Annotated in this window: 24 protein-coding genes; 22 read left to right on the top strand and 2 right to left on the bottom strand. The window is 67.5% G+C overall.

Annotated elements, in window-relative coordinates; all coding sequences use genetic code 11:
* Nucleotides 1–159: 159 nt before the first annotated feature.
* The 19 genes from ACFYXF_RS34735 (at nucleotide 160) to ACFYXF_RS34645 (ending at nucleotide 12,346) form a co-directional block, all read left to right on the top strand.
* Nucleotides 160–816, top strand: coding sequence for a hypothetical protein (locus ACFYXF_RS34735; RefSeq protein WP_389355759.1), 657 nt, complete (start codon nucleotides 160–162; stop codon nucleotides 814–816).
* Nucleotides 817–878: 62 nt separating this feature from the next.
* On the top strand, nucleotides 879–1,007 hold the full coding sequence (locus ACFYXF_RS34730) for a hypothetical protein (protein WP_389355757.1): 129 nt from the start codon (nucleotides 879–881) through the stop codon (nucleotides 1,005–1,007).
* 108 nt (nucleotides 1,008–1,115) lie between these two features.
* A complete protein-coding gene (locus ACFYXF_RS34725; protein ID WP_389355756.1) occupies nucleotides 1,116–1,397 on the top strand; it encodes a hypothetical protein in 282 nt (93 codons plus the stop codon).
* A gap of 80 nt (nucleotides 1,398–1,477) precedes the next feature.
* Entirely contained in the window at nucleotides 1,478–1,849 is a 372-nt protein-coding gene (locus ACFYXF_RS34720) for a hypothetical protein (protein WP_389355754.1), read from the top strand.
* A gap of 243 nt (nucleotides 1,850–2,092) precedes the next feature.
* Nucleotides 2,093–2,482, top strand: coding sequence for a hypothetical protein (locus ACFYXF_RS34715; protein ID WP_389355752.1), 390 nt, complete (start codon nucleotides 2,093–2,095; stop codon nucleotides 2,480–2,482).
* 64 nt (nucleotides 2,483–2,546) lie between these two features.
* Entirely contained in the window at nucleotides 2,547–3,638 is a 1,092-nt protein-coding gene (locus ACFYXF_RS34710; protein WP_389355751.1) for a PP2C family protein-serine/threonine phosphatase, read from the top strand.
* Nucleotides 3,639–3,879: 241 nt separating this feature from the next.
* Nucleotides 3,880–4,005: a hypothetical protein gene (locus tag ACFYXF_RS34705; protein WP_389355749.1), complete on the top strand. Its 126-nt coding sequence runs from the start codon at nucleotides 3,880–3,882 to the stop codon at nucleotides 4,003–4,005.
* A 78-nt stretch (nucleotides 4,006–4,083) separates the two neighbouring features.
* On the top strand, nucleotides 4,084–5,277 hold the full coding sequence (locus tag ACFYXF_RS34700; RefSeq protein WP_389355747.1) for an N-6 DNA methylase: 1,194 nt from the start codon (nucleotides 4,084–4,086) through the stop codon (nucleotides 5,275–5,277).
* A 101-nt stretch (nucleotides 5,278–5,378) separates the two neighbouring features.
* The gene (locus ACFYXF_RS34695) at nucleotides 5,379–5,552 is read left to right on the top strand and encodes a hypothetical protein (protein ID WP_389355745.1); all 174 of its coding nucleotides are present in this window, start codon (nucleotides 5,379–5,381) and stop codon (nucleotides 5,550–5,552) included.
* Nucleotides 5,553–5,632: 80 nt separating this feature from the next.
* Nucleotides 5,633–5,824 (top strand): DUF4314 domain-containing protein, encoded by a 192-nt coding sequence (locus ACFYXF_RS34690; protein ID WP_389355743.1) that lies wholly within the window; start codon nucleotides 5,633–5,635, stop codon nucleotides 5,822–5,824.
* A 66-nt stretch (nucleotides 5,825–5,890) separates the two neighbouring features.
* Entirely contained in the window at nucleotides 5,891–6,193 is a 303-nt protein-coding gene (locus ACFYXF_RS34685; protein WP_389355741.1) for a hypothetical protein, read from the top strand.
* A gap of 52 nt (nucleotides 6,194–6,245) precedes the next feature.
* A complete protein-coding gene (locus tag ACFYXF_RS34680) occupies nucleotides 6,246–7,046 on the top strand; it encodes a hypothetical protein (RefSeq protein WP_389355739.1) in 801 nt (266 codons plus the stop codon).
* Between the two features lie 63 nt (nucleotides 7,047–7,109).
* Nucleotides 7,110–7,367, top strand: a complete 258-nt coding sequence (locus tag ACFYXF_RS34675) for a hypothetical protein (RefSeq protein WP_389355737.1) — start codon at nucleotides 7,110–7,112, stop codon at nucleotides 7,365–7,367.
* A 65-nt stretch (nucleotides 7,368–7,432) separates the two neighbouring features.
* Complete coding sequence (locus ACFYXF_RS34670; RefSeq protein ID WP_389355736.1) at nucleotides 7,433–7,759, top strand: hypothetical protein; 327 nt, start codon at nucleotides 7,433–7,435, stop codon at nucleotides 7,757–7,759.
* A 57-nt stretch (nucleotides 7,760–7,816) separates the two neighbouring features.
* Entirely contained in the window at nucleotides 7,817–8,743 is a 927-nt protein-coding gene (locus ACFYXF_RS34665) for a hypothetical protein (protein ID WP_389355734.1), read from the top strand.
* 79 nt (nucleotides 8,744–8,822) lie between these two features.
* Nucleotides 8,823–9,167: a hypothetical protein gene (locus tag ACFYXF_RS34660; protein ID WP_389355732.1), complete on the top strand. Its 345-nt coding sequence runs from the start codon at nucleotides 8,823–8,825 to the stop codon at nucleotides 9,165–9,167.
* Nucleotides 9,168–9,424: 257 nt separating this feature from the next.
* Entirely contained in the window at nucleotides 9,425–9,649 is a 225-nt protein-coding gene (locus ACFYXF_RS34655; RefSeq protein WP_389355731.1) for a hypothetical protein, read from the top strand.
* Nucleotides 9,650–9,676: 27 nt separating this feature from the next.
* Nucleotides 9,677–10,321, top strand: coding sequence for a hypothetical protein (locus tag ACFYXF_RS34650; RefSeq protein WP_389355729.1), 645 nt, complete (start codon nucleotides 9,677–9,679; stop codon nucleotides 10,319–10,321).
* A 711-nt stretch (nucleotides 10,322–11,032) separates the two neighbouring features.
* The gene (locus ACFYXF_RS34645; protein WP_389355727.1) at nucleotides 11,033–12,346 is read left to right on the top strand and encodes a helix-turn-helix domain-containing protein; all 1,314 of its coding nucleotides are present in this window, start codon (nucleotides 11,033–11,035) and stop codon (nucleotides 12,344–12,346) included.
* A gap of 40 nt (nucleotides 12,347–12,386) precedes the next feature.
* Here ACFYXF_RS34645 and ACFYXF_RS34640 read toward each other — a convergent pair whose 3' ends face one another.
* Complete coding sequence (locus ACFYXF_RS34640; RefSeq protein ID WP_389355725.1) at nucleotides 12,387–12,881, bottom strand: hypothetical protein; 495 nt, start codon at nucleotides 12,879–12,881, stop codon at nucleotides 12,387–12,389.
* Between the two features lie 264 nt (nucleotides 12,882–13,145).
* On the opposite strand from ACFYXF_RS34640, the gene ACFYXF_RS34635 reads away from it, so the two are divergent.
* The 3 genes from ACFYXF_RS34635 to drmB are packed head-to-tail and all read left to right on the top strand — an operon-like array spanning nucleotide 13,146 to nucleotide 19,002.
* On the top strand, nucleotides 13,146–13,355 hold the full coding sequence (locus ACFYXF_RS34635; RefSeq protein WP_389355723.1) for a hypothetical protein: 210 nt from the start codon (nucleotides 13,146–13,148) through the stop codon (nucleotides 13,353–13,355).
* Entirely contained in the window at nucleotides 13,348–17,256 is a 3,909-nt protein-coding gene (gene drmA, locus ACFYXF_RS34630) for a DISARM system helicase DrmA (protein ID WP_389355721.1), read from the top strand. The genes ACFYXF_RS34635 and drmA overlap by 8 nt, the downstream gene beginning before the upstream one ends.
* A gap of 3 nt (nucleotides 17,257–17,259) precedes the next feature.
* The gene (gene drmB, locus ACFYXF_RS34625; RefSeq protein ID WP_389355719.1) at nucleotides 17,260–19,002 is read left to right on the top strand and encodes a DrmB family protein; all 1,743 of its coding nucleotides are present in this window, start codon (nucleotides 17,260–17,262) and stop codon (nucleotides 19,000–19,002) included.
* 81 nt (nucleotides 19,003–19,083) lie between these two features.
* Here the strand turns inward: drmB and ACFYXF_RS34620 are convergent, their stop codons facing one another.
* Nucleotides 19,084–20,844, bottom strand: a complete 1,761-nt coding sequence (locus tag ACFYXF_RS34620; RefSeq protein WP_389355717.1) for a DEAD/DEAH box helicase — start codon at nucleotides 20,842–20,844, stop codon at nucleotides 19,084–19,086.
* Nucleotides 20,845–21,507: the final 663 nt, after the last annotated feature.

Raw genomic sequence — 21,507 nt, 5'->3', positions numbered from 1 at the left:
CCCCTACCCCAAGCCGGGCCGCGCTCGCGGTGACCACCCCCGCGGGTGCGGCCCATCAATCCGGAAGGAACACACCGCCGTGCAGACAGCCCTCTTTGAGGCTCCGCTGGCCCTGGCCGCCTGACCACCCCGCCCCGCACCCTTGTGAAGGAGTTCCCGTTGAGCAGCCTCGTCGCCGCGCCCGCCGCCATCCTGGCCCCGGCCCCCGGGCCCCCGCTGGTGATCGGCGTCGGCTCGTCGCTGACGTGCACGGGAATCGCCGGTGACGGCTGGGCCGACGCGCTCCGCTGCAAGGGCAAGGGGCACCGCCGGCTGCGATGGCTGCGCGAGGAGGTCCGCGAGCGCACCCGCCTCGCGGACCTGGTGGTCATCGAGGGCGCGGCGTACGGGCGGGGCGGGCAGGCCGGGCATCACGAGCTGGTGGGCCAGCGGTGGATCCTCACCCAGGACCTGCGGGACCGGAAGATCCCGTACGCGGTGGTCAACGCGCAATCGCGCACCATCTACGCCACGGGCAGCGCCAACCCGGCCAAGGACTACCCGAAGGAGAAGCGGGCTCGCATTGCCAACGGCATGGTGCGCGACGCGGTCGCCGAGCGGTACGGCCTGGAGTGCGACGGGCCGGGCCGCTACGACAAGGCGAACGCGTTCATCCTCGCCGCGATGGGCTTGCACTGGGCGGGCTGGCCGCTGGCGGTGGTGCCGGCACGCACCGCAGGGCCCTTGGCGCGGTGCCCTGGCCGGAACGCAGTCCCCGCCCGCAAGCCTATGACCTGGGATAACGTGGAATTTTTTTCTTGCCGCACCCAAGGATAGCAGCTAGAATAAGAGGACGGGTTGGGGGAAAGTCCTCCGGCTCACCGCCAGGGAGGCGCGTCATGGAGAGCAAGGATGGGAACGAGGCTCGTGCGGACGAGGTGACCGACGTCGAGTTCGAGGACTCGTCGTTCGGCAAGTGGCTGGCCGCCCGGTCCGCCGACGGCATCCGGGGTGCTGTCGGCTGTTAGTGCAGAGGGCGGTCCGGCCGGCCGGACCGCCCTCCAAGGTGTGCCACAACCTTCAACCGGTCCTGCGACACCGGGACGCCCTCGACCGACGACCTCTTGGAGAGGCCCATGAACCCCCTGCTGAACCAGTTCGCCGCCAACCTCGGCGAAGACGAAGACAGCGTCACCGCCGCCATCGGTGACAGCCTCTACGTCCGCTACGCCAACGACCCGGCCGTCCTGAAGATCACCTGCCAGTGGCAGGAGGTCGCCGAGGCCAAGGTCACGTTCCAGCACATTCACCCCGATCACGGCCCGATCGACACGGTGAGCTTCACCCAGACCAGAACCCGGGACTTCTCGGCCGCCCTGGAACGGCTGGAGGCGTACCGGGACATCTGGTTCGTCTGACCCCACCTCCCCGGCCGAGCACCCGCCCAGGTGGGCGGCCGGTCCTGTCCCTGCACGACCACGGCCTCTTGGAGAAAGCCATGCACAGCACCGCCTCGACCGACGCGCTCGCCGCGCCGTACGCGCTCACCACCGGACAGGTCACCGAACGCCTCGCCGACGTCCTCGAAGGCCCGCACCTGCAGGCCCTGCTCGCCGAGCGTTTCGGCCTCTGCGCTGACGCCGCCGGACAGGCCGCGATCACCGTCGACCAGGCCTTGACCGCCACCTGGCGGAGCGCCGGATACAGCCAGGACTACCGCACATGGATCGCCGGCATGCCCGAGGTACTCCTGAAGTGCCTGGTGGAGATGGCCGCCCGCGCCGAACTGGAGGAGTTCTCCACCGGCCACGCGCTGCACGTCGGCCGTCAGCTGTTCACCGAACTCGCCCGGGCGATCCGCCCGTTCTAACCCGCCCCGGGGTCGCCGCCGTGGCGGCCCCCTCAACCCGATTGGCGAAGCCCGATGCCCGCACGGCGGCCGACACCCGAGTACGCGCTCACCTGCTCCTGGTGCGGTCACCTCGTTCCCTGTCGGAGGGCGCGGTGGTGGGACGGCAAACCGCAGTGCTCCAACCCGTTCCGGTGTACGGACCGGATCTTCGCCGCCCAGCACACGCCACCCCCCACCCCCTCGAACCTCTTGGGAGAAACCATGGGCAAGACCATTCGCGGCGTCCGCCTCGACCCCGACGGCACCCTCACCGACATTCAACTGCCCGCCACCACCGGCCTGATCGAGGCGCTGCGCGGGCAGGTCGAGGGCGGGGTCGAGGTCGTCCACTACGCCCGACCCGACGGCAAGCGCCGCCTGGCGGTGGCTGCCGATGCCGGAGGCGCACTCACCAAGCCGGAGAACCTGTACGCGACCTCGCTGGTCAACGCCATCTACCTCAAGCAGCTGCCGTGCTGCCTGTACGGGACGGTTGTCCTGCTGGGGGCGCTGGACGACTCGCATCACCACACCGACGTGCCCGAGCCGCTGCACGAGGTCTTGCCGAAGGTCATGGACGCCCTGAAGTCCCGGTACAGCACCTCCCCTTGACCGTCCGATCATGGCCGGGTCCCACCGCGGCCCGGTCGCCCTCCCCGCATCCGAAAGGACAACCGTGAACACCGAGGCCCTGTATATCGAGCCAGGCGGCCACATCGAGGACTTCTACCTGGCAGACGACGCCCAGCGCCAGTGCCAGGACATCGCCGACGAACTCGACGGCTCGACCGCCGTCTGGCGGCTCGGCCGTCACTTGACCGTCCACGCCGGCCTCGGCGCGCACCAGCGCCCCCGGAACCAGGTCCTACTGAGCACGTGGCACGACCTCGCCGGCGGGCCCGGCCCCGATGTGCGCGGCCCCGTCATCGTCACTGGGCCGCCGAACCGCGACGGCCGACTGCAGCCGCTCCCGGCCGCGAGCGCCGAGCTGATCGCACGCTGGGCGCGCCTGCAGCGTGCGGCGAGCATCGTCGCCGATGCCCCCGCGGTGTCCGCCGCCCAGGACATCGGAACCCGCGGCGTGCAGTGCGACGCCTATGCCGTTCGCCGTGACCGCGCCAGCGGCCGGTGGGCGTACGTCGTCCTCGACGGCATCGGCGACGAGGACGACGTACGGGCCCACGTCCGCCGATGGGCGCCCGCACTCGCCCGCCAAGCCGCCATCTCCGGCGACCCGGCCGACGCAATCGCCCAGATCCGCGCCCAGATTGACGCCCGACGGGGGGCGCGACGCCGACGCGACTCGGACCCAGCCGCAGTCGCGGTCGTCGCCGTCTACCACCACGGCGACCCCAAGCTGAGGCTGGCCTGGTCCGGCGACGCCCGCGCCTACCGACGCAACCACATCGCCGGTCTCGACCAACTGACGAAGGACCACAGCTACGCGCAGGAACTGCTGGACGCCGGCCGCACGCCCAAGGAGTCGGACCACCACTCGGTGACGGCCATCCTGGAAGAAGGCGAGATCGGCGACGCGCAGGTCGACGTGGACCTGATCGCGCAACTCATCTTCTGCACCGACGGGGTGTACTACCCACTGGAGACCAACGAGCCGGGCCTGATGGAGGCAACCGCCGAGTTCACGCTGGACGCGAAGGACAGCGCGGGGTTGCTGGTGTCCGAGGCCCTGGCCGTGGGCCGCCGCCGCGACGGGGAGCGCGACAACGCGACCGCGCTCGTGGTCACCTTCCCTCGCCGCACCGGCTGAGAACGTCCGGCCCACCGGGGCAAACACACTTCGGCCAGATCAACGCCCTACGACGTCGCGCGCGTCCGTAACGACGCCCAGGGTGACAGCGTTCACCTGCCCTTTGCCTCCACCGCAGACCTCGCCGTGATGGGCCAGGCCATCGCCGAAGCCATCGGCGCCCTGTACTGACTTCCGCCGCCGGCCCGCACGCCACATGTGCCACAACCTTGATTTGATCACCGACCTCTTGGAGTCCCGCATGGCCACCCTCGATCCACCCAGCCGCCGCTGGCTCGTCGTCTTCAATGACGAGCCGTACGTGATGCGCATCGCCGCCGTCCTCTGCCCCGCCGACGCCGTGACCCGCGCAGGCGACCGCCCCTGACCCCACTCACCCGAAGCGCCCCGCCTCCCGGCCCGGGAGGCGGGGCGCCGTCGCGTCCACACCGAAACGGAGCAACCCATGGACCAGCTCGACCTGTTCGCCGATGCCGAGGAGCCCCCCGTCCCGGCGACGTTCGCCGCCCGCCCCAAGTCGGCCCGCACCGACACAGCCTCGCCGACGCCTCACCCGGCCTCCGCAACCCGCCCGGCTGCGCGGCTCGCGCTCCAGGCGGCGACCGCGTCGACATCGGCGCCCCCGCCCTGCCCGGCGCCCGCTCCTCGGCCGATCGCGGCGGCCGACGACGAGCCCGACGGACTATTCGCCGACCTCCGCCCCGAGTTGCCCTCCGTGCAGACCCCCATTCCCGCGCCGCGTCGCATAGCGCCGCTGCTGATCGGCAACCCGCGCGACGCCGGGCAACGCCTCGGTGAGGCCGTCGCCGAGACCTGGCACGCCTCCAACTGGGGCGGCTACCGCATCGACATCCCCATCAGCATCATCGGCGGCCTGGCCCTGTTCCCCATCAAGGGGCACAGTCAGGACGCCGCCCGCATCATCACCAACTCGACCGACTGGCAGCTCCTGCAGGGCTACCGCGAGATCTACACGCACACCTGGGCCCGCCGCCCCGACCTCGCCGCCCGCATGGCCCCGCTCATGGGCTGGCTCACCGAGGAAGGCGTAGAGGAGAAGGCGTACGCGGTGCGCCGGGTGACCGAGACGGCGCTGCGCTACGGCATTTTGCAGCTGACCGGAGACCCCGACCCCTACAACCGCTCCGACACCGATGTCATGTCGTGGACGATCACCTCACTGCGCTCACACGGCGCCAAACAAGGCCTCGGCGAGTACCACACCCCTCCGGAGGTGTGCGACATGATGGCCAGAATGATCATCGGTGAGACGCCACCCGAGAAGGGGTTTTGGTTCCATGAGCCCGCCGGTGGCACGGGCGGGATGTTCCGCGCCGCCGCCCAGCATCTGCGCGACCTGCATGCGGATCCCGCTGGCTTCGGGTGGGCGCTGAACGAACTCGAACCGCTCGCGGCAGCCGGCGCGGCCGTCAACGCGATCGTGTGGGGGCTGGGCCCCCACACGGTGATCGCCTGCGGCGACACCCTCGCAGACGGCGGCCTGTCGGACCGCACCGCGCGGGAACGCAAGCACCTCTTCGAGGAGCGGGACGAGATCCTCGACCGCTTCACGGTCGCCGAGGCGGTGCAGGAGGCGATTGCGCTCGCCGACCGGCTGATCGGCTCAAAGGCAGTCTGAAATGGGGATTCGTCGAAAAAATTCTTGCCCTCTCTCTGAATGCAGCTAGAATAAGAGAAGTGGTCGAGGAGAGGCCCGGCCTGCAACCTGAGGAGAATCGCATGAGCGATGAGCGGTCGACGATCTGCGTCATGAACTGCCAGTGCGGCTGGTCGCTGAAGCTGCGAGATGGGGGCGACGTGGTGATCGCCGAGGTCTCGGCCTTCGGTGTCAAGTTGAGCGAGACGACGCTGGACACGACCGGCATCGGTGAAGTCACCGTTCGTGAGGTCTGATCCCGCTGTGGGCGGAGAGTGGTCGCCCGCTCAATATGTGCCACAACACTCGATCAAAACGAATCCCAGAAGGTGCCCTTATGTACGAAGCCGGCCAGCGCGTCGCCCTCGACGCCACCACTGACCCCCACACCGAACTCCGGCCCGGAGACGAAGGCACCATCCGCCGCTACCACCCCGCCCTCAACCAGCTCGACATCCACTGGGACAGCGGCTCGCGCCTCTCGATGCTCCTCGACGAAGGAGACAGCGTCCGCCTCCTCCCCTCCTGACCCCACCGGCCCCGCCCACCCGGGCGGGGCCTTCGCACAGCACCCCCCGACCTCTTGGAGACGACCATGCAGCTCACAGCCTCGACCCTCGACCTTCAGTTCGACCTTCCGGGCCTCGAAACCGCCGCCCGCAACTGGGCCACCCGCGCCCGTGCCCTCGTCAACCGTGCCGTCTGCGACGACCAGGAGCACGCCCTCGGCGTCGCCGCCCTCTCCTTCGACTCTGCCGCAACGTTCCTCGACCGCGGCGAGACCGAAGCGGCCCGCGACGCCTTGCGAGCCGCCCGCAGCTACGCCGGCTGCGAAGAAGCCAACGCCCCACAACTCGCCGAGGCTGCCCGCACCCTCATGGACGCTCTCCCGGCGTGACCCCATGCCTCCCCAACCGGGCGGGCTACACCACCCATCCATCAACGACCTCTTGGAGAAGATCGTCGTGCAACTGGCACCCTCAGCCCTCCACGGCACCGCCGAAACCCTCACCGGTTACCTCGGTGTCGACATCTGGCAGGTCAACGGCCTGATCCTCGACGGCATCATCAGCCTCGAAGGCCCTCACGAGCGCCAGATCGGAATGCGCCTTCTCGGCGACGGCAGCAGCATCCAACTGTGGGCCACTGGCGGCACTGTGCCAGCCGACCACGAGCCCACCGAGGGCACCATTCCCCTGTCACGCGGCCACCGCTGGCACACCCCCGTCCACATCGGTGCCCTCGAAGCCGACAAGGACCCCGGGGTCGTCCTCTACAACACGATCACTGACCGCCTGCTCCCCGTCTTCGACACCAAGCCCCTCTACGTCGGTCACAGGCCCTGGGATCCACCGGCCGAACCCGAGGCCGCCGACGCCACCACCCCGGCCGACTCCATCGAGATAGACCAGCCCGCCGCCGAGCCCGAGTCGCAGGCCCCGGCCGCGACGGAGACCGCGAAGCAGACGCGCCATCTCAAGGCCGTCCCCGCGCCCGCCGACCAGCCCACAGCCGAGCAGCCCAAGACCGAGGCCACGCACGTGCCCGAGCTGAAACCCGCACCGAAGCGAACCCGCCGCCCGAAGCCCAGCGCCCCAGTCGCCGACGGCGAGTCCAAGGCGCGCCCCACCCGAAAGCGCACGGCACCCAAGCCCGCCGCCGCGGCCGCCGAGGGTGAACCCAAGCCGCGCACCGCGCGCAAGCCACAGACCACCGCCAAGCCGGCCCCCGACAAGCCCAGCGTCTCCTGACCCACCCCCGACCGGGCCGCCCACCCACCAGGTGGGCGGCCCGACCCAGCAGGAACCAGCCTCATGTACCTGGTGACATACGACACCCAACTCGGCGCCCTCGTCGTCGCGCCGGAATGCGCCGCCGACCTCAACGAGCAGACCACCGCCTTCATTGAGAACGCCGGCTTCATCTGGCGTCCCGACATCGAAGCCTTCACACGCCCCGGACAGCAGGACCACCACAAGACCGCCTGGATCACGCTGCGCATCGGCCAACTCGGGCACGACGTCCTGGCCGCTCCGGGACAGCACGTGAGCCCACCAGCTCAGACCGTATGACCCCCGCCAACCCGGCCGCCCACCCCACCAGGTGGGCGGCCCGGCCCATGCCTGGAGAGCCACACATGGCCACCGAGCCAGACACCAACCAGCCCGAACCCCAACTCATCAACTGCCCCGACTGCTCGGTCAGCCCCGGCACCTTCCACCTCAACCGCTGCGACGTCGCCCGCTGCGCTGATACCGGTTCCCAGCGCATCGGATGCCCCCACACCGGCACCGCGTGCAACACCCGCTGGACCGGCAGGTGGCCCGGCCAGACCGAGTGCTTCGAGTACGGCTTCATCATCGCCCCCGGCCCCGGCAATGAATCCTTCCCCGACCTCAACCGCCTCTACGCCGAATGCGACTGGGACCCCAACCAGCAGCGAATGGTTCGGCGCACCACCTGACATTCCGCAGCCGGTCACCCGGCCTGGCCACCTTCGATTACCCCAAAGGAACCCACTATGCCGATCTACCTACGCGAACCCCAGGCAGCGCCCCGAGGGCCCGACGGCAAAGGCTGGAACCGGCTCAGCCTCAACGCCCACAGTGGCACCGGCAGCCAGTGTGCTTTGCGGCCCCGGTGCTGGGCCGCGCTGATCGAGGCCCAGGACACCCGCCGAGCCCACTGGGGCGGACACGGCCTCTGTATCCGGCGCGGCCAGTGCGAGAACTGCCCGGTGATGGAGGCCTGGCGCGGGCAATGCACCGTCGTACCGGTGAACGCCCCTCGGGTCCTGGTACGGGTCGAGCTGGTCTTCGCCCAGGGCACGATGTTCACCGGCCCCGCCACCTACCGCCTGTGGGTCACGACCGGTCCGGAAGACCGGGACTACCGCAACGGTCAGCCGTGGACGTGGGAGGACGCTGCCCGAGTACGCGGATGGGACCTCGGCAGCGGGTACTTCGACGAGCACGGCGAGGGCTTCTGGCTGGAACGCACGACACGCGTCCCCGCGCTCGGCTGCGTCATCACCACCCGCGCTCGCTCCTCCTTCGCCCGGCACGCCTTCAGAGTGGCCCGCTGCCGGGTGGCACTCCTGCACTGCACAGGGGAGTGCACGCACGACACAGAGCTGCTGAACGCGATCTCTCACGCCTGCCCCGGACCCGAGGGAGCCGACGAGGAGCGTGTACCGGTCCGGTGGACGCAGGCCCGGGAAATGACGCCGCAGCCCACCGGGAGCATCCGCTTCGCGGTCGCCGTACGACCCATGAGCGTGAGGATCACCGTCGTTGACGGCGCGTGGAACGAGCAGGCCCGGCTGACGCTATCCGGCTCCGGTTGGACGGCCGAGCGCATACGAGCTGCCGGCGAAGCACTCCGCGCGCACCTCGCAGTCACCCCGACAGCGCCAGCCACGCCAAGCCATCGGTCGGCTCGATCATGACAGCCATACCCGGCCCCCCTGGGCCCTCCGATCTTACGAACGCCCAGATCAGACCCACATTCAAGAAAGTAGTACGTTCATGACGCCCACCGACAACACGGTCTTCCACGCGGTCCTGGCCCTTCTCGCCGCCGCCGATTTCCACTGCGAGATCGAGTCCGACGGGAAGCTGATGGACGAGACGTGCGCCGCCTACCACTTCGGCGACGGCTCCCACCTGACGTGGGGTGCCCAGAGCATCACCGGCGCGGAGAACTCCATCACCCACCCGGTCAGCGCCCACGGCCGCCTCGACGGCTTCTACACCGACGACACCGGGGACGAGGGCCGAGAGTTCGCCACCGGCAATTTCGCGACCGACGCGGCCGCGCTTGTCGCCTGGATGACCGAACTCGCCAACCAGCACGGACGGGCACAGAAATAGCGCCGCATAGGCGACCCACCTGACCAGGACTGTCCCCGCCGCTCCCGCCCGCTCTGCCCGGCGGGAGCGGCGCTGTGTCTCATGCCCAGTGGGATCTGAGGAGCTCGGTCGTAGCAACCCTGGACCGTCGGCATCCTCGGCACCGGTTCCTGCCCGCGATATCGCCATCTCCGCAGACGCCCAACACCGCCCAGAGGCAGCAGACATCAATCACTGAATTCCGCTACCAGGACGACCGCACCCGAGAAAGACACCCCATGGAACAGAACAGACAGGCCCAGATAGGCGACCACATCCTCGCCGACGCAATGCGCACCACGATCAGGCGCAGCGACATCGGCGTCACCTTGTGGCGCGACGGCTTCGAGCTCACCGGTCCGTACGACACACAACTCGCGATGATCCCCGGCGCGTTCGACACAGCAGCTGACCTCGCCACATTTCTCGGCATCCCTGAAACCGACATCAGCGATGCCCGCTGACCCGCAGAACAGGACGGAGGCACCCTCATGCCCGTCATTCCTCTCGACGGCATCCCGCAGAAGCACATCCCCATAGTCCGCACCGCCACCAAGCAGGCCATGACTGAACTGCTGCGCACCGGCACCCTCTGCGAGGGCCTGATCAGCGACCAGTACCCCTACCCCCTCAACATCGCCGAGGCTTACAGCACCTTCGGCGGACGCTGCTGGATCCTCGCCCGTCAGACCTTCCTCACGGACCACGAAGGTCGAACCATCCACAACGTCCGCCACGTCTTCACTGCCAGCCCCGGACAGCCTTGGTGGTCTCTGCCCGTACGCCCCGGCGAGCGCGCCTACGAGTTCGACCGCACCCACGGAGGCCCCATCACCGGCAGCGGACGCCCCTACCCGCACCCCGTCCTGCCACCTGAGATCTCCGCCCTTGAAGCCGAACGCTGCGGCCCCTACCGCGACGCCTTCGGCCTGTGCACCGGATGCGGCCTGAGGGGCCGCGTCGAACGCCGCTGCGCGGCCGACGACCCCCACCGCTCCCGCGAGTCCCGGCGATCGCCGTACGCCCAGCCCTGGAAATGGGTGTCCTGCCCGCATGAGTGCGGCTATGTCGGCCAGCCCGAGATCCGCCCGAGCATCCTGTACGGACTGGTCCCGCAGATAAGTCCGAGCCGCTAACCTGTGGTCAGCGGCCTGGACAGGGGCACGCGTAGACGGCCGGAGGCCCTACCCCCAGCGGGGTAGGGCCTCTTTGCGTCGCAAGGGTGATGCGTCGGAGCGGCAATCGCGCGACGGCGTGGCCTGCAGCATCCTCTGCTTCCGCGTCAGGATGCCGCCAGTGGCCTGCCATTGGGAACGTGGTGGGAACGGAAGGACCGGTAAACCCCGTGAATGATCTGCGATCCCTAGCCAACGTCACCTGGCCTGACCTGCTAGAACGGTGAAATGAGGGATGGCCAGGGCAGCCCAGGGGCACGGTCTGGCGAGCTCGTAATGCGTAGGTCTCGGGTTCGAATCCCGAAGGCGGCTCTGTGGAAGCCCTAGGACTCACTCGCCGTGACCTGGGGCTTTTGCTTTTTTTGGGGCACGGTGGCAGGCCTTTCCTGAAGGTTGCCGAGAGGCTGCGTGAGCGAGGGGTGGTCAAGGGGTGGCCACGTGCGCAGCGAGTGTGCAGAGGGGTGGCCACGGAGTGACGTGTTCAGTCGCTGTCTGCTGTTGGTGTTGTTGTAGATGTTCGACAAGCGGCGAACCGCGTGCCGTTGCCGGTCGCAGCGGGACTGATCGATGGGTTTCGTGCCCCCACGGTGCGGGTGAGTAGCAGTGGACAAGAGGCTGATCCGCAGCCCGCGGGGCGGCATTCCCCTCGCGCTCGCGCACTAGGGTGACTGGGTGGCATCTCTGAGTCGTTCCGCGCTGATCGAGGCGCTGGCCGCCGGCCGCCCCGATGACCTCCGAGGCGTAGCCGAGAACTCGTGGTTGGACTTCAAGCGGTCTCCGTACGATCTGGCGTCCGAGAAGGGCAAGTTCGAGCTGTGCAAGGACGTGGCCGCCTTCGCCAACGCCCACGGCGGGCTGCTCGTGCTGGGCGTGGAAGCGGAGAAGAAGAGCAATCAGGCGTTGGAGGTCGCCATCGGCTTCCGCCCCTTCCCGCAGCACCGGGCAGACGTCGTCCAGTACGTCGACACCCTGAACGAGTACCTGCGTCCTCGCGTAACGGTCAGCCACCACTGGTACCACGACCCGGGCCGGAGCACCGCGGGGACTGATCTGTACTACCTGGTGCTCGAAGTGGAACCGGTTCCGGAGCTCTCGCGGTACGTCCTGGTCCGCAAGATGATCAACGACAAAGGGCGGCTCGCCGAGGGGCTCGCGGTCTCCGTGCGGCACGGTGACCGGACGATCTACATGCTCTCGGAGGACGTGTACCAGCTCATCAACGAGGGCCTGCGGACACGGGATGCCGTGCCCGCCGGTGTGCTGGTGCCCGCGCACGAACAGTGGCAGGAGGAGCCCGACCAGTCCCTGGACGAACTGGAGCAGCGGCAGGAGTGGGAGGAGACCCCGGTGCTGCTCTGGCAGAGCTTGCCCGCCCAGCCACCGTCGCAGATCCTGCTCGGACTCCACAGCCACGACGGAATCAAGGGCGCTCTGCGTAACCAGGACGTCCTGCGGGACGCGGGATTCAACTTCGCTGACAGCACCGGACGCTTGCAGACCCTCAGCGGTGGCCTGTTCATCGGCCGCCAGCGCTGCGCGGTGTGGGTGCGGCCCGATGGTCTGATGACCTCGGGCGCGGTGGCCAACCCGGACATGCTGTGCTGGGGCGCGCAGTACCTGGCCCCGGTGCAGCGGATCAACACCCATGTCGTGACTGAGATGACGCTGGAGTACTTCCGTCTCGCCGACAAGCTAGTCGTCCCACGCGTGGCAGGGCCATGGCGGCACCGGATCGTCGTACGCCGTTTCGGTGGCGAGCAGCCACGCGTCCTGGCGCCAGGGGGAGGCACGATGCAGAGCTTCCTCAGTGACGCCTCGCCGCCCAGCGCGGACACCTGGGACCAGTCGTGGGTGGCCAATGGTGATCCGGAACGGGACGCGTACGAGGCGCTCGAGCGCTTCTACACCCTGTTCGGCGTGGATGTGGCCACCAATCCCTACGTCGAGGGCGACCGAGTGGTCGAGGAGCGGCTGCTAGCGGAGTGACCGCCTTCGCTTCCGCGGGACGATGCCCTCTTGAGGCGGTCTAGGTCTCCGCCGCCCAGAATCCCGGAGCGGTGGGGTGCCGGCCGGCGGTACGCTGCCCTCTTCGCCTCCGGGCGGAGTCACCCCGCGGGGGGAACCTATGGCGCAGACGCCCACCGGCCTGTTCCCAGTCACCGACCCCAACCGCCAGGCCCGCCTCGGAACCCAGTTTCTCCTTGACCAGCGCCTCGAACTCGTGACGTGCGGAGTCCAACCAGGACAGGTAGGAGACGGCCTGCGAGAGGACACCGCTGTCGGCACCCTTCTTGTACTCAATCAGCGCAGGTGTGCCGTTCTCGTCCAGGCCGAGCGAGTCGATCCGGCCCTTGTGCCAAGGCCCGGTCGGATACTCGGACGCGAGGAAGCGGATGCCGAGCACGGCCTCCATGCTGGCCTCGATCCGGCGCTGAAGCTTCACCTCCAGAGCCAGCGTCGAACCGCGCAGCTCGACGTCCCAGCCATCGGCATCCGGCCGGAACAGCTTCAGGTCGCTCACTCGCCTCCCCGTCCTACCCGATGTCAACAGTCGGACAATCGACCGGAGGACACGGTTATTCCGCGCTGTCGGGCTGCCCTGTGAGGGAGCCGGTCGGCCTTCGGAGTCTCGTCGGCGTAGACGGGGGAACGGGGCTTGAATCAAGTGGAGTTGTAGACTTTCGCCCTGTTCCCTGGATCTGGCCTGCCCTCAGCTGCCAAGGGGACATACATTGGCCCCAGCTGATCGTCAGGGGGCGATGTCTTGGCAGGGCGCGATCTTCGGATGCTGGTCAGCTCGAACGACCTGAGCATCTCCGCGAACGAGGCGTTCACCATTCGGCAGGCGCAGTGGCGGGCCCTGATGGATTCTCTCCTCGGACGCACGCTGCGTCCTGCGGACCAGACCGAGCAGCCGGACGAACTCGGCGGCGCCGCGTTCGTTCTCGGGTTCCCCCACGAGGAACAAGGCGAGAAGGAGCACCCCGATGAGTGAACGAGACCACCTCGTCGAGGATCTCGTAGCTGAGATCCTCGGTCCCCGGGGAGGGCCGAACGAGAGGCTGGGGGGCGACGAGGACCCGCTTGACGAGTACATCGTCGGTGTCCTGGCTCCGTTCTCATCTCCTTCGGTCGAGGCCGACTCGGACCAGGAGCTTGTCGGCGACGAGGTGTCGGGCGGTGATGACGACCTCGATCCAGGAGAGTCCGTGTCAGGACATCAGCCCGCCGCCGCGGGCCTTCCGTCGCTGGTACTCGACCCCCGCGCCAGGCCGTCGTCGATGGGCGTGTCTCTGGCGGTCAGTGCCCCTGACAGGCCACGCCTCGACATCTGCTGTACGTGGGCCAGGTACCGCAAGGAGGCCAACGGGGAACGGAGCCGGGAGCCATACGGGGCTGTCTGGCGTGACGTGGACTGTTCCGTCGACAACCCGCTGAGCGACCCCGTGGATCCGGGGGTCGTGGTGAGGGTCCGTAGCCGAAGGGATTCCGGCGGCATCTGGAAGATCTCGGTGTTCTTGGTCAACCAGAGCGCTGTGGAATCAGACCACCTCTCCCCGTCGGACCACGTGTTTCAGCCGCAGGTACGTCTGCGTTGTCAGGACGGAGTCGAGCTGGTTCCACTGGAACACCAGCGCCTGGCGCAGGACGAGGAGGACGAGAGCCTGGCGCTGCTCTACGAGGACCGTCCCGTCCTCGCACGGGGGCACCTCTGCTCCGCCGTCTGGCGTCAGGTCGACCCGGAGCGCCCGCATCCGGGAGGGTTGGAAGGAACCAGGCCCCCGTTCAGGTGGTCCGACGGGCGTCACCTGTTCGACGACGGGACAGTGGCCGAGTTCGAACCGGCCGACGTCCGGTCCGAGTTTGTTCCTGTGGTTCCCGTCAACGCTCCGGACAAGGGCTGGCCGGCCGACGCGGGAGATCCACCTGAGCTGGACCCGGTGGAACTGGCCCAGATCACGGATGGTGCCGTACTCCGCCTGAGGCTGGAGCCGCTCGCGGACGCCTACGAACGCTGGATCGAGGGCCAGGCCCGCAGCGTTGAAGGCCATGCGCCAGGTACACCGGCCCAACGACATCTCTCCGGGTGTCGACGCGCGCTGGATCGGATCCGCGACGGGATCGAGCTGTTGGCAGGAGACCGCGACGCCCTCCTCGCGTTCTGCTTCGCCAACCGGGCGATCGCCGTCCAGTCGCAGTGGACCAAGGGGAGGGTCAACCGCTGGTGGCCGTTCCAACTCGCGTTCCAGCTGGTCAACCTACGGGGAATCGTCGACGACGCCCACGAGGACCGGGACGTGTGTGACCTGCTCTGGTTCCCGACCGGTGGAGGCAAGACCGAGGCTTACCTCGGGCTCGCTGCGTTCACCCTCGCGCTTCGGCGGCTTCGTGCCCAGCGAGGGCAGGAGCCCGGGGGAGGAGCAGGAGTGACCGTCCTTTCCCGGTACACACTTCGGCTCCTCACGATTCAGCAGTACAGGAGGGCGCTCGCGATGGTGACGGCGTGCGAGCTTCTCAGGGTCAGCGGGTCGCCCGGACAGCGTGGCTGGCGGCCGTCAGGGTGGGAGGATCTCGGTGACATGCCGTGGGGCTCCACCAGGTTCTCGGTCGGACTGTGGGTGGGTGGCAACGTGACCCCGAACAACCTGCAGGACCTCGAATACCGTGACGCGAACAACAGGATCATCACGGCCCACGGAGCCATCTCGATCCTGGAGGGGGAAGAAGGCGAAGGTGACCCGGCGCAGATCCTGAACTGTCCGGCCTGTAGGTCGACACTGGCGATTCCCCCGGAGGGCCTGCGCGAGGGCGACACGGGCGTGCTGCACTTCGTGGTGGGTGACCCGGATCCAGCTCTGGGCCCGGACGTGGCGCCGCAGCTGTCGGAAGAGCCGTTCGACGTGACCGCGATCACGGTCACCCGTCATCCGGACCCGTCGTTCGCGACCGTTTCCGTTGGGTTCCGTGTCACTGCGGACGTGTCCGACCAGAGCGTCGACAAATGGTTCAACGGGCATGCACGTCGTCTGCTCGGTTCCAGGTCCTGGCTCGTCTCCGCCCGCGCGAGCCGACCTGGGTACTTCGTGCGGACAGTTGAGTGGGGCAGGCAACGAAGCGAGAAGCCCGTCGAGTTCGAGATCTTCTGCCCGAACCCGAAGTGCCTGCTCAACTCCGATTTGGCCTGGTCCGAGGAGACCGAGGTCGGTGCCTGGCCTGTGCCGCCGGCCTTCGACCGGGGTGACGGCTCTTCGACGCACTGCCCTGTCCCGGCGTGGACAGTGGACGACCAGGTCTATGCCAGGTGCCCGTCGATGGTCGTGGCGACGGTGGACAAGTTCGCCCGCCTGGCGTTCGAACCGAGAGCAGGTGCGTTGTTCGGCAACGTCGACAGGCTCAACGAACACCTGGGCTACTACCGGGGCTGGGCACCTCCGGCAGGGCCGGCGACACTCCCACGAAACGCCCGTGAGGAGGTGACGTCTGGGAACGACGTTCCCGTCCGTGGATTCCGCCCACCCGACCTCGTGTTGCAGGACGAACTGCATCTCATCGAAGGCCCTCTGGGCAGCATGGTCGGTCTCTACGAGGCTGGCATCGACCTCCTCTCCACGGTGCATGACGGCGAGAACACTGTCAGGCCGAAGTACGTCGCCTCCACCGCGACCGTCCGGAGGGCGGAGGAGCAGGTCCGTTCGCTGTTCGACCGGAGCCTGCAGGTCTTCCCTCCTCAGGGCCTTCGTGCCGAGGAGACGTTCTTCTCCTCGACCGGTTCCTCGCACCCGCTCGACGCGCAGGAGGCGGGTCGTCTGTACGTCGGGGTGGTCGCCCCCGGACGAGGAGCACAGACACCCATCGTCCGGATGTGGTCGCGTCTACTCCAGTCACCCCGCGACCGACTCGAGGCTGGCGTCGCACAAGCGGAGTTGGACCCGTTCTGGACGCTGGTGGGCTACTTCAACGCTATCCGCGAACTCGCCGGAGCCGTGGCGCTGGCCCGTCAGGACATCCCCCAACGTCTCGGGAGCGTCGCCACGGTACCTCGCACTCTGGACGAGCAGGAACCGATGGAGCTGTCCAGCCGCACCAGCTCCCTGCGGCTCCCGGGCATGCTCGAGGAGCTGGGAGTTGGGCTGGTTCCCGGCCGGGAACCAGCGAACGCGGTCGTCGCCACCTCCATGTTCGGTACCGGTGTCGACGTGGACAGACTCGGACTCATGGTCGTACACGGGCAGCCGAAGACCACGTCCTCCTACATCCAGGCCACCGGCCGTGTGGGCCGCGGCGTCGGCGGGCTCGTCGTCACTTTCTACCGGGCCTCGCGCCCGCGGGACCTCAGCCACTACGAGTACTTCACCGGCTACCACACCACGCTCTACCGCCATGTCGAGCCCGTCACCGTCAACCCCTTCGCGCCCCGGGCAAGGGACAGGGCTCTTGGCCCGGTGATGGTCAGTGTCCTCCGCCAGGCGGCGAGGATTCCGACCGCGACGGGTTCCGTGGAGGTCGACGAGCGGTGGCGGATCCAACAGCGGCTCAGTAACGGGGGCTGGTTCTGCCGTGCCCACGAGATGAGCGACGCCTACACGGACCCCGAGGTGGACCTGCTCCCCGGCATCCTCGAGGAACGTGCTGCCCAGCAGCCTCCCCTCCGTCGTCCACCGTCATCGGAGACGGAGAACCATGCGCGCTCGGAGTTGGAGCATTGGCGGGAGGTCGCTGACCGCGTCGGTGATGTCTTGCTGTACCACGAGTCGACGGTCACCCGTCCGGCCTCTCGCCCGGTTGTCCTGGGTGACCTCGCGCATCTTGTCGCGAACATGGATGAGGCTTATGAGAACGCACCAAACTCTCTACGAGAGGTGGAGGCCACCACCACGATCAAGGGAAGGGGATGAACCGTGAGCCGTCCCTACCAGGAGGTCCGCCCCTCCCAGTTCGTCATCACCCTCGGCCCTGGAAGCATTCTCGAGACAGGATCCGGGCCGGTCGTACTCAAGTCGGTGGACACGCTCTTCAACGAGATCGGCCGTAACCCCCAGGACTTCGAGATCGTCGACAAACGGCTCTCTCGACTCGAACTGGACGGTGCACGGATCGCTCGCGTGCCAACCAACGCCGAACTGGGCCTTCCCTCGGACAGAACGGTCTACCCCACTCACGCGTTTCCGTTCTGGTCCCTGTGCACACAGCACCGCCCGCACCAGGTTCTGTACGAGACGGGAAACGGATGCCCGGAATGCCCATCGGTGTCGGCTCCGCAGCGTCGGGAGAAGGCCGGGCGTGAGGCGATCCGCTTCGTGCAGGCATGCGAGAACGGTCACTTGGACGAGGTTCATTGGCACGGACTCGTACACGAGGGGGGCGGCTGTGGCACGAAGCACTACCTGTGGCACGGAGGTGGCCGCGCCCTCCGGCTCGTCCGCATTGAGTGCCCCCGTTGCCACGCGACCGCGAACTTCGGCCAGGCGTACGCGAAGTCCTGGCGCTGTAGCGGTCGCATCGTGGAGCACGGGGGGCGTCCGGCGCCGACAACGGCGCGGTGCGTTCAGAAGGCGCGCATCGTCCAGCGAGGAGCTGCCAACCTACGGCTCAACCTGCTCCAGAGCGCACTGACGATCATGGATATGCCGACCCGGCTTCACGACATCCTGAACGACCCGTCCCTTTTGGGAGCAGTCGGTGCACTCCATCGCCGCAATCTCCTGGACCAGGTCGCTCTTATGGAAGAGGCCGAGCAGGTCGGGCTTGCCCGGGGTGCGATCGAGTACCTGAAACAGACGAACTGGTCCGAGATCAGCAAGGCGTTCGACGAACTACTGGGGGCTGGTAACACAGGTTCGTCGTCACTACGTGACGACGAACTCGACCGCCTTCGCCAAGCGGCGACCTCTGGCGTTCCGGCAGTTCCCCACCCGCATCCCGGCTCTCCTCCGCTGTTCGAGGTTCGTCAGGACGATGTGCGCTTCGTGCAGGGACCCATCCGCCGGCACAGGCTGCGCGTCGCACCTGTCAGCCGTCTCCGCATGGTCATGGTCCAGACCGGTTACCAGCGGCTGGACCCGCAGAAGGCCCAGAAGATGTCCACCGCTTTCGACTGGAACGGCACCACCTGGTACCCGGGCATCGAGCTCTTCGGCGAGGGCGTCTTCATCGATCTTGCCGGCGACTCGCTCACCCTTGCAGGCAGCCGGGCCAACCAGTGGAACGATCGGTTCAGGAGTGATCCCTACGGTGACCCTTCACTCCACCCCGCACACGTCTGGTGGCATACCCTCTCCCACCGTCTCCTCAGGTCGCTCTCTGTGGACTCCGGGTACTCGTCCGCAGCGATCCGTGAGCGCGTCTATCTCAGCGTGCAGGACGGCAGGGTCACGGGCAGTGGACTTCTCCTCTACACGGTCCAACCCGGAGGAGACGGCACCCTCGGAGGGCTGGTCGCCCTCGTTAACCGGTTCGAGCACGTTCTTTCGCACGCTCTACGAGACGTCGAGAGCTGTTCGAACGACCCGTTGTGTCAGGAGGCGCCGTCGGTGGGGGCGGAGGGAGTCGCCTGCTACTCGTGTCTCCTGGCGTCAGAGACCTCGTGTGAGCAGCGCAACCAGGGGTTGGACCGCCTTCTTCTCGCTGAGAACCTGCCCTGACCTGCTGAGCGGGTCGGTCGATCACCGACCGCTTCTGCGTGGGCTGGCGGACAGCCGACGCAGAAGCGGTGTGGCGTCGGACTACGTGTGGCTCTGGTTGCTCGACCAGTAGTCGGAGTACCGCTCGTACGCGAGCTGTCCGCTGAAACGGATGTTGTCCTCGATGTCCACGACCAGGCAGCTCTTCGTTCCACCGAATCGCGGTCCGCGCATGCCCCGACCGATCATCTGCTCGTACAGGACCGGGCTGGTGGTGGGACGACCGATTACCAGGGCTCGTACCGCTGGAGCGTCGAAGCCGGTCGTGAGGACGCCGTAGTTGCAGAGAACGGACAGACGTTCGTCGCGGAATTGCTCGATGAGTGCGCGCCGCGTCGCACTGCGCGTATTGGAGGTGACGACCTCCGCGGCTCGGCCGGCGCGTCGCAGCAGAACAGCCATGGCTATGGAGTGTTCCACAGTGCAGCCGAAGAACAGCGTCGGCCAGTCCGGCGGTAGTTCGAGCAGCTGCTTGAGTAGAGCACGGTTCCTCGCGTCCGATTCACCGATCTCACGGAGGAAGCCAGGGTGGAAGTCCTCGAACTGGTCGAAGTACTCACGGTAGCTTTCGACGTCGTCCATCTGGAACCCGGAACCGGCATAGGAGAGCACCTTGTGCTCAGGCCGTGACAGGACGTCTCTCCGGCGGAGCTCGGACACGATGTCGTCCCCCAAGGAGCGGGAACCGAGAAGCTTGCTGTGGAACTTCGCCGCGAGCTGGCGAGTCTCGGCGTCGACTCTCCGAAAGGGCGTGGCTGTCAGCCCCACGACGGGAACCGGGGCTTTCTGTCCGAGTTCGATCCCCAGGAAGCGCAGGACTCTGCTGTAGCTGGGGGCCAGCATTCGGTGTGCCTCGTCCACAACCACCGCACCCAGGTTCTCGCACAGCAGCTCGAGTTCCTGTTGCGTGTCGTCATTAGTGCCTCGAAGAACCGCGTCAAGCTTCTGGATGCTGGCCACCACGATGTCGGGGTCGCTCGGGACCGAGGCGCTTCCCCACAGTCGGGCAATCTCCATGGTGTGCCGTACCTGGTCATTGCGGTGCCCCATGTCGGTCCACACTTCACGGAACGCTTGGACCGCCTGCTCGCACAGCTCCTCACTCTGGGCGATCCAGAGAACGCTCTGACGGCGTGGCTGGGAGATGCGCCACTCGATGAGGCTTTCCACCGCGGTCCTGGTCTTGCCGGCTCCTGTGGGCAGGGTCAGAACACCACGGTTGGTGCCCGGTGCCCCGGAGAGCACCTCGATCACCTGTTCCTTGAGATCCTGTTGGAAGTCCTCCAGGTCTCGGAGAGGCACGAAGGGGGCAACTTCCAGCGTGTCCGGCTCCCGTGTGCTCCCCGGCAGGCCAGCAAAGGCAGGCGGGATATCGAGGACTCGTGCGAAGTGGCGAGGCCAGCTCTTACCGGGCTTCCACGTGCGCTCCGCGATCTTCTTGGCTTTGGCTCTGCTCCCACCACGGCTGCGTTCGGCACCTCGGTAGTCGTGCAGCGTCTCCAGCTCGTCCTCCGATGCGGAAAGCGCAAGCCGTTCCCGTAGCGTCCTGGACTCAAGAAGACCGAAGCCCGACCTGTCGACCAGGAACTCGGCAAGCTCCCCGTCGGGAAGCTTTGCCCGCGCCCTTCCGGATTCGTTCTCGACCGTCGCGATGATCCGCTCCACCGACTTCCTGGAGCGAGATCTCCCTCCGCTCTCGAGATCCTCGATCACCGCCCGCAGATCCCTCGGAACGAGTCGCCGACTCAGTACCTGGATTGCCTGGGAGCGGTCCTGCTCACTCAACTGGCCGAAGGCTTCCACCGGACACTGTCTCCCTGGACCAACTAAGAGCCGACCGCGCTAGGTCGTTCACGGACGACCAATCAGTGCAGTGGGGGGTGTTTAAGTCTCTCACGCCCCGAAGGGCCGTTTGTTTCACGCGTAGATCTTCTGATGCCATGTCAAGCTGCCGTAACGGCGGATCAGTTCATCTTCTGGAGTGTGTGGTCGTCGCGGTGCAGGGATCCTGGTACCTCATCCCCGAGCGCTGTTCAGCAGCCTTCGATGCATCGCTTGACGAGGCTGGTGGCACTCGCGAGATCCTCCTCAGACCGGATCTGCACCTCCGAGGGCTCGCCTGTCCCCGGACACCGATTCCCCGGACGTCGCGGAGGATTTCGTCTCTCAACTCGACCATAAAATACAACGATGGGGCAATGCGCAGGATGCGCCCGCACCTGCGAGCGCCTGCCGGTCCCCGTCTGCTCGGTCGACCAGCGCTGTATTGACGCAGCCGCAGTGCTGGAAGCCGCCGGAATACCGACCCCAGCGAGCCATTCACCGCTGCCTGTCAGCAACTCGTACGCGCCTTGGTTCCGTACGGAACGGTCGGCCGGATCTGAGCGTGGGATCTTCGTGTCCTCCGCCCAGGTAGCCAAGCGGCGTACGTGTCGTGCCTCGCGAAGCTGGCAGACAGCCCTCCAC

The sequence above is a fragment of the Streptomyces sp. NPDC002680 genome (genome assembly GCF_042889145.1).
GTDB classification, from domain to species: domain Bacteria; phylum Actinomycetota; class Actinomycetes; order Streptomycetales; family Streptomycetaceae; genus Streptomyces; species Streptomyces adonidis.
Note: the sequence above shows the minus strand (reverse complement) of the source record. Positions and strands in the feature narration are given on the sequence as shown.

What these genes read in the sequence shown, in the direction of transcription:
- ACFYXF_RS34730 (WP_389355757.1), top strand. Translation starts at nt 879, where the DNA reads ATGGAGAGCAAGGATGGGAACGAGGCTCGTGCGGACGAGGTGACCGAC.
- ACFYXF_RS34725 (WP_389355756.1), top strand. Translation starts at nt 1,116, where the DNA reads ATGAACCCCCTGCTGAACCAGTTCGCCGCCAACCTCGGCGAAGACGAA.
- ACFYXF_RS34720 (WP_389355754.1), top strand. Translation starts at nt 1,478, where the DNA reads ATGCACAGCACCGCCTCGACCGACGCGCTCGCCGCGCCGTACGCGCTC.
- ACFYXF_RS34715 (WP_389355752.1), top strand. Translation starts at nt 2,093, where the DNA reads ATGGGCAAGACCATTCGCGGCGTCCGCCTCGACCCCGACGGCACCCTC.
- ACFYXF_RS34705 (WP_389355749.1), top strand. Translation starts at nt 3,880, where the DNA reads ATGGCCACCCTCGATCCACCCAGCCGCCGCTGGCTCGTCGTCTTCAAT.
- ACFYXF_RS34700 (WP_389355747.1), top strand. Translation starts at nt 4,084, where the DNA reads ATGGACCAGCTCGACCTGTTCGCCGATGCCGAGGAGCCCCCCGTCCCG.
- ACFYXF_RS34695 (WP_389355745.1), top strand. Translation starts at nt 5,379, where the DNA reads ATGAGCGATGAGCGGTCGACGATCTGCGTCATGAACTGCCAGTGCGGC.
- ACFYXF_RS34690 (WP_389355743.1), top strand. Translation starts at nt 5,633, where the DNA reads ATGTACGAAGCCGGCCAGCGCGTCGCCCTCGACGCCACCACTGACCCC.
- ACFYXF_RS34685 (WP_389355741.1), top strand. Translation starts at nt 5,891, where the DNA reads ATGCAGCTCACAGCCTCGACCCTCGACCTTCAGTTCGACCTTCCGGGC.
- ACFYXF_RS34675 (WP_389355737.1), top strand. Translation starts at nt 7,110, where the DNA reads ATGTACCTGGTGACATACGACACCCAACTCGGCGCCCTCGTCGTCGCG.
- ACFYXF_RS34670 (WP_389355736.1), top strand. Translation starts at nt 7,433, where the DNA reads ATGGCCACCGAGCCAGACACCAACCAGCCCGAACCCCAACTCATCAAC.
- ACFYXF_RS34665 (WP_389355734.1), top strand. Translation starts at nt 7,817, where the DNA reads ATGCCGATCTACCTACGCGAACCCCAGGCAGCGCCCCGAGGGCCCGAC.
- ACFYXF_RS34660 (WP_389355732.1), top strand. Translation starts at nt 8,823, where the DNA reads ATGACGCCCACCGACAACACGGTCTTCCACGCGGTCCTGGCCCTTCTC.
- ACFYXF_RS34655 (WP_389355731.1), top strand. Translation starts at nt 9,425, where the DNA reads ATGGAACAGAACAGACAGGCCCAGATAGGCGACCACATCCTCGCCGAC.
- ACFYXF_RS34650 (WP_389355729.1), top strand. Translation starts at nt 9,677, where the DNA reads ATGCCCGTCATTCCTCTCGACGGCATCCCGCAGAAGCACATCCCCATA.
- ACFYXF_RS34635 (WP_389355723.1), top strand. Translation starts at nt 13,146, where the DNA reads ATGCTGGTCAGCTCGAACGACCTGAGCATCTCCGCGAACGAGGCGTTC.
- drmA (WP_389355721.1), top strand. Translation starts at nt 13,348, where the DNA reads ATGAGTGAACGAGACCACCTCGTCGAGGATCTCGTAGCTGAGATCCTC.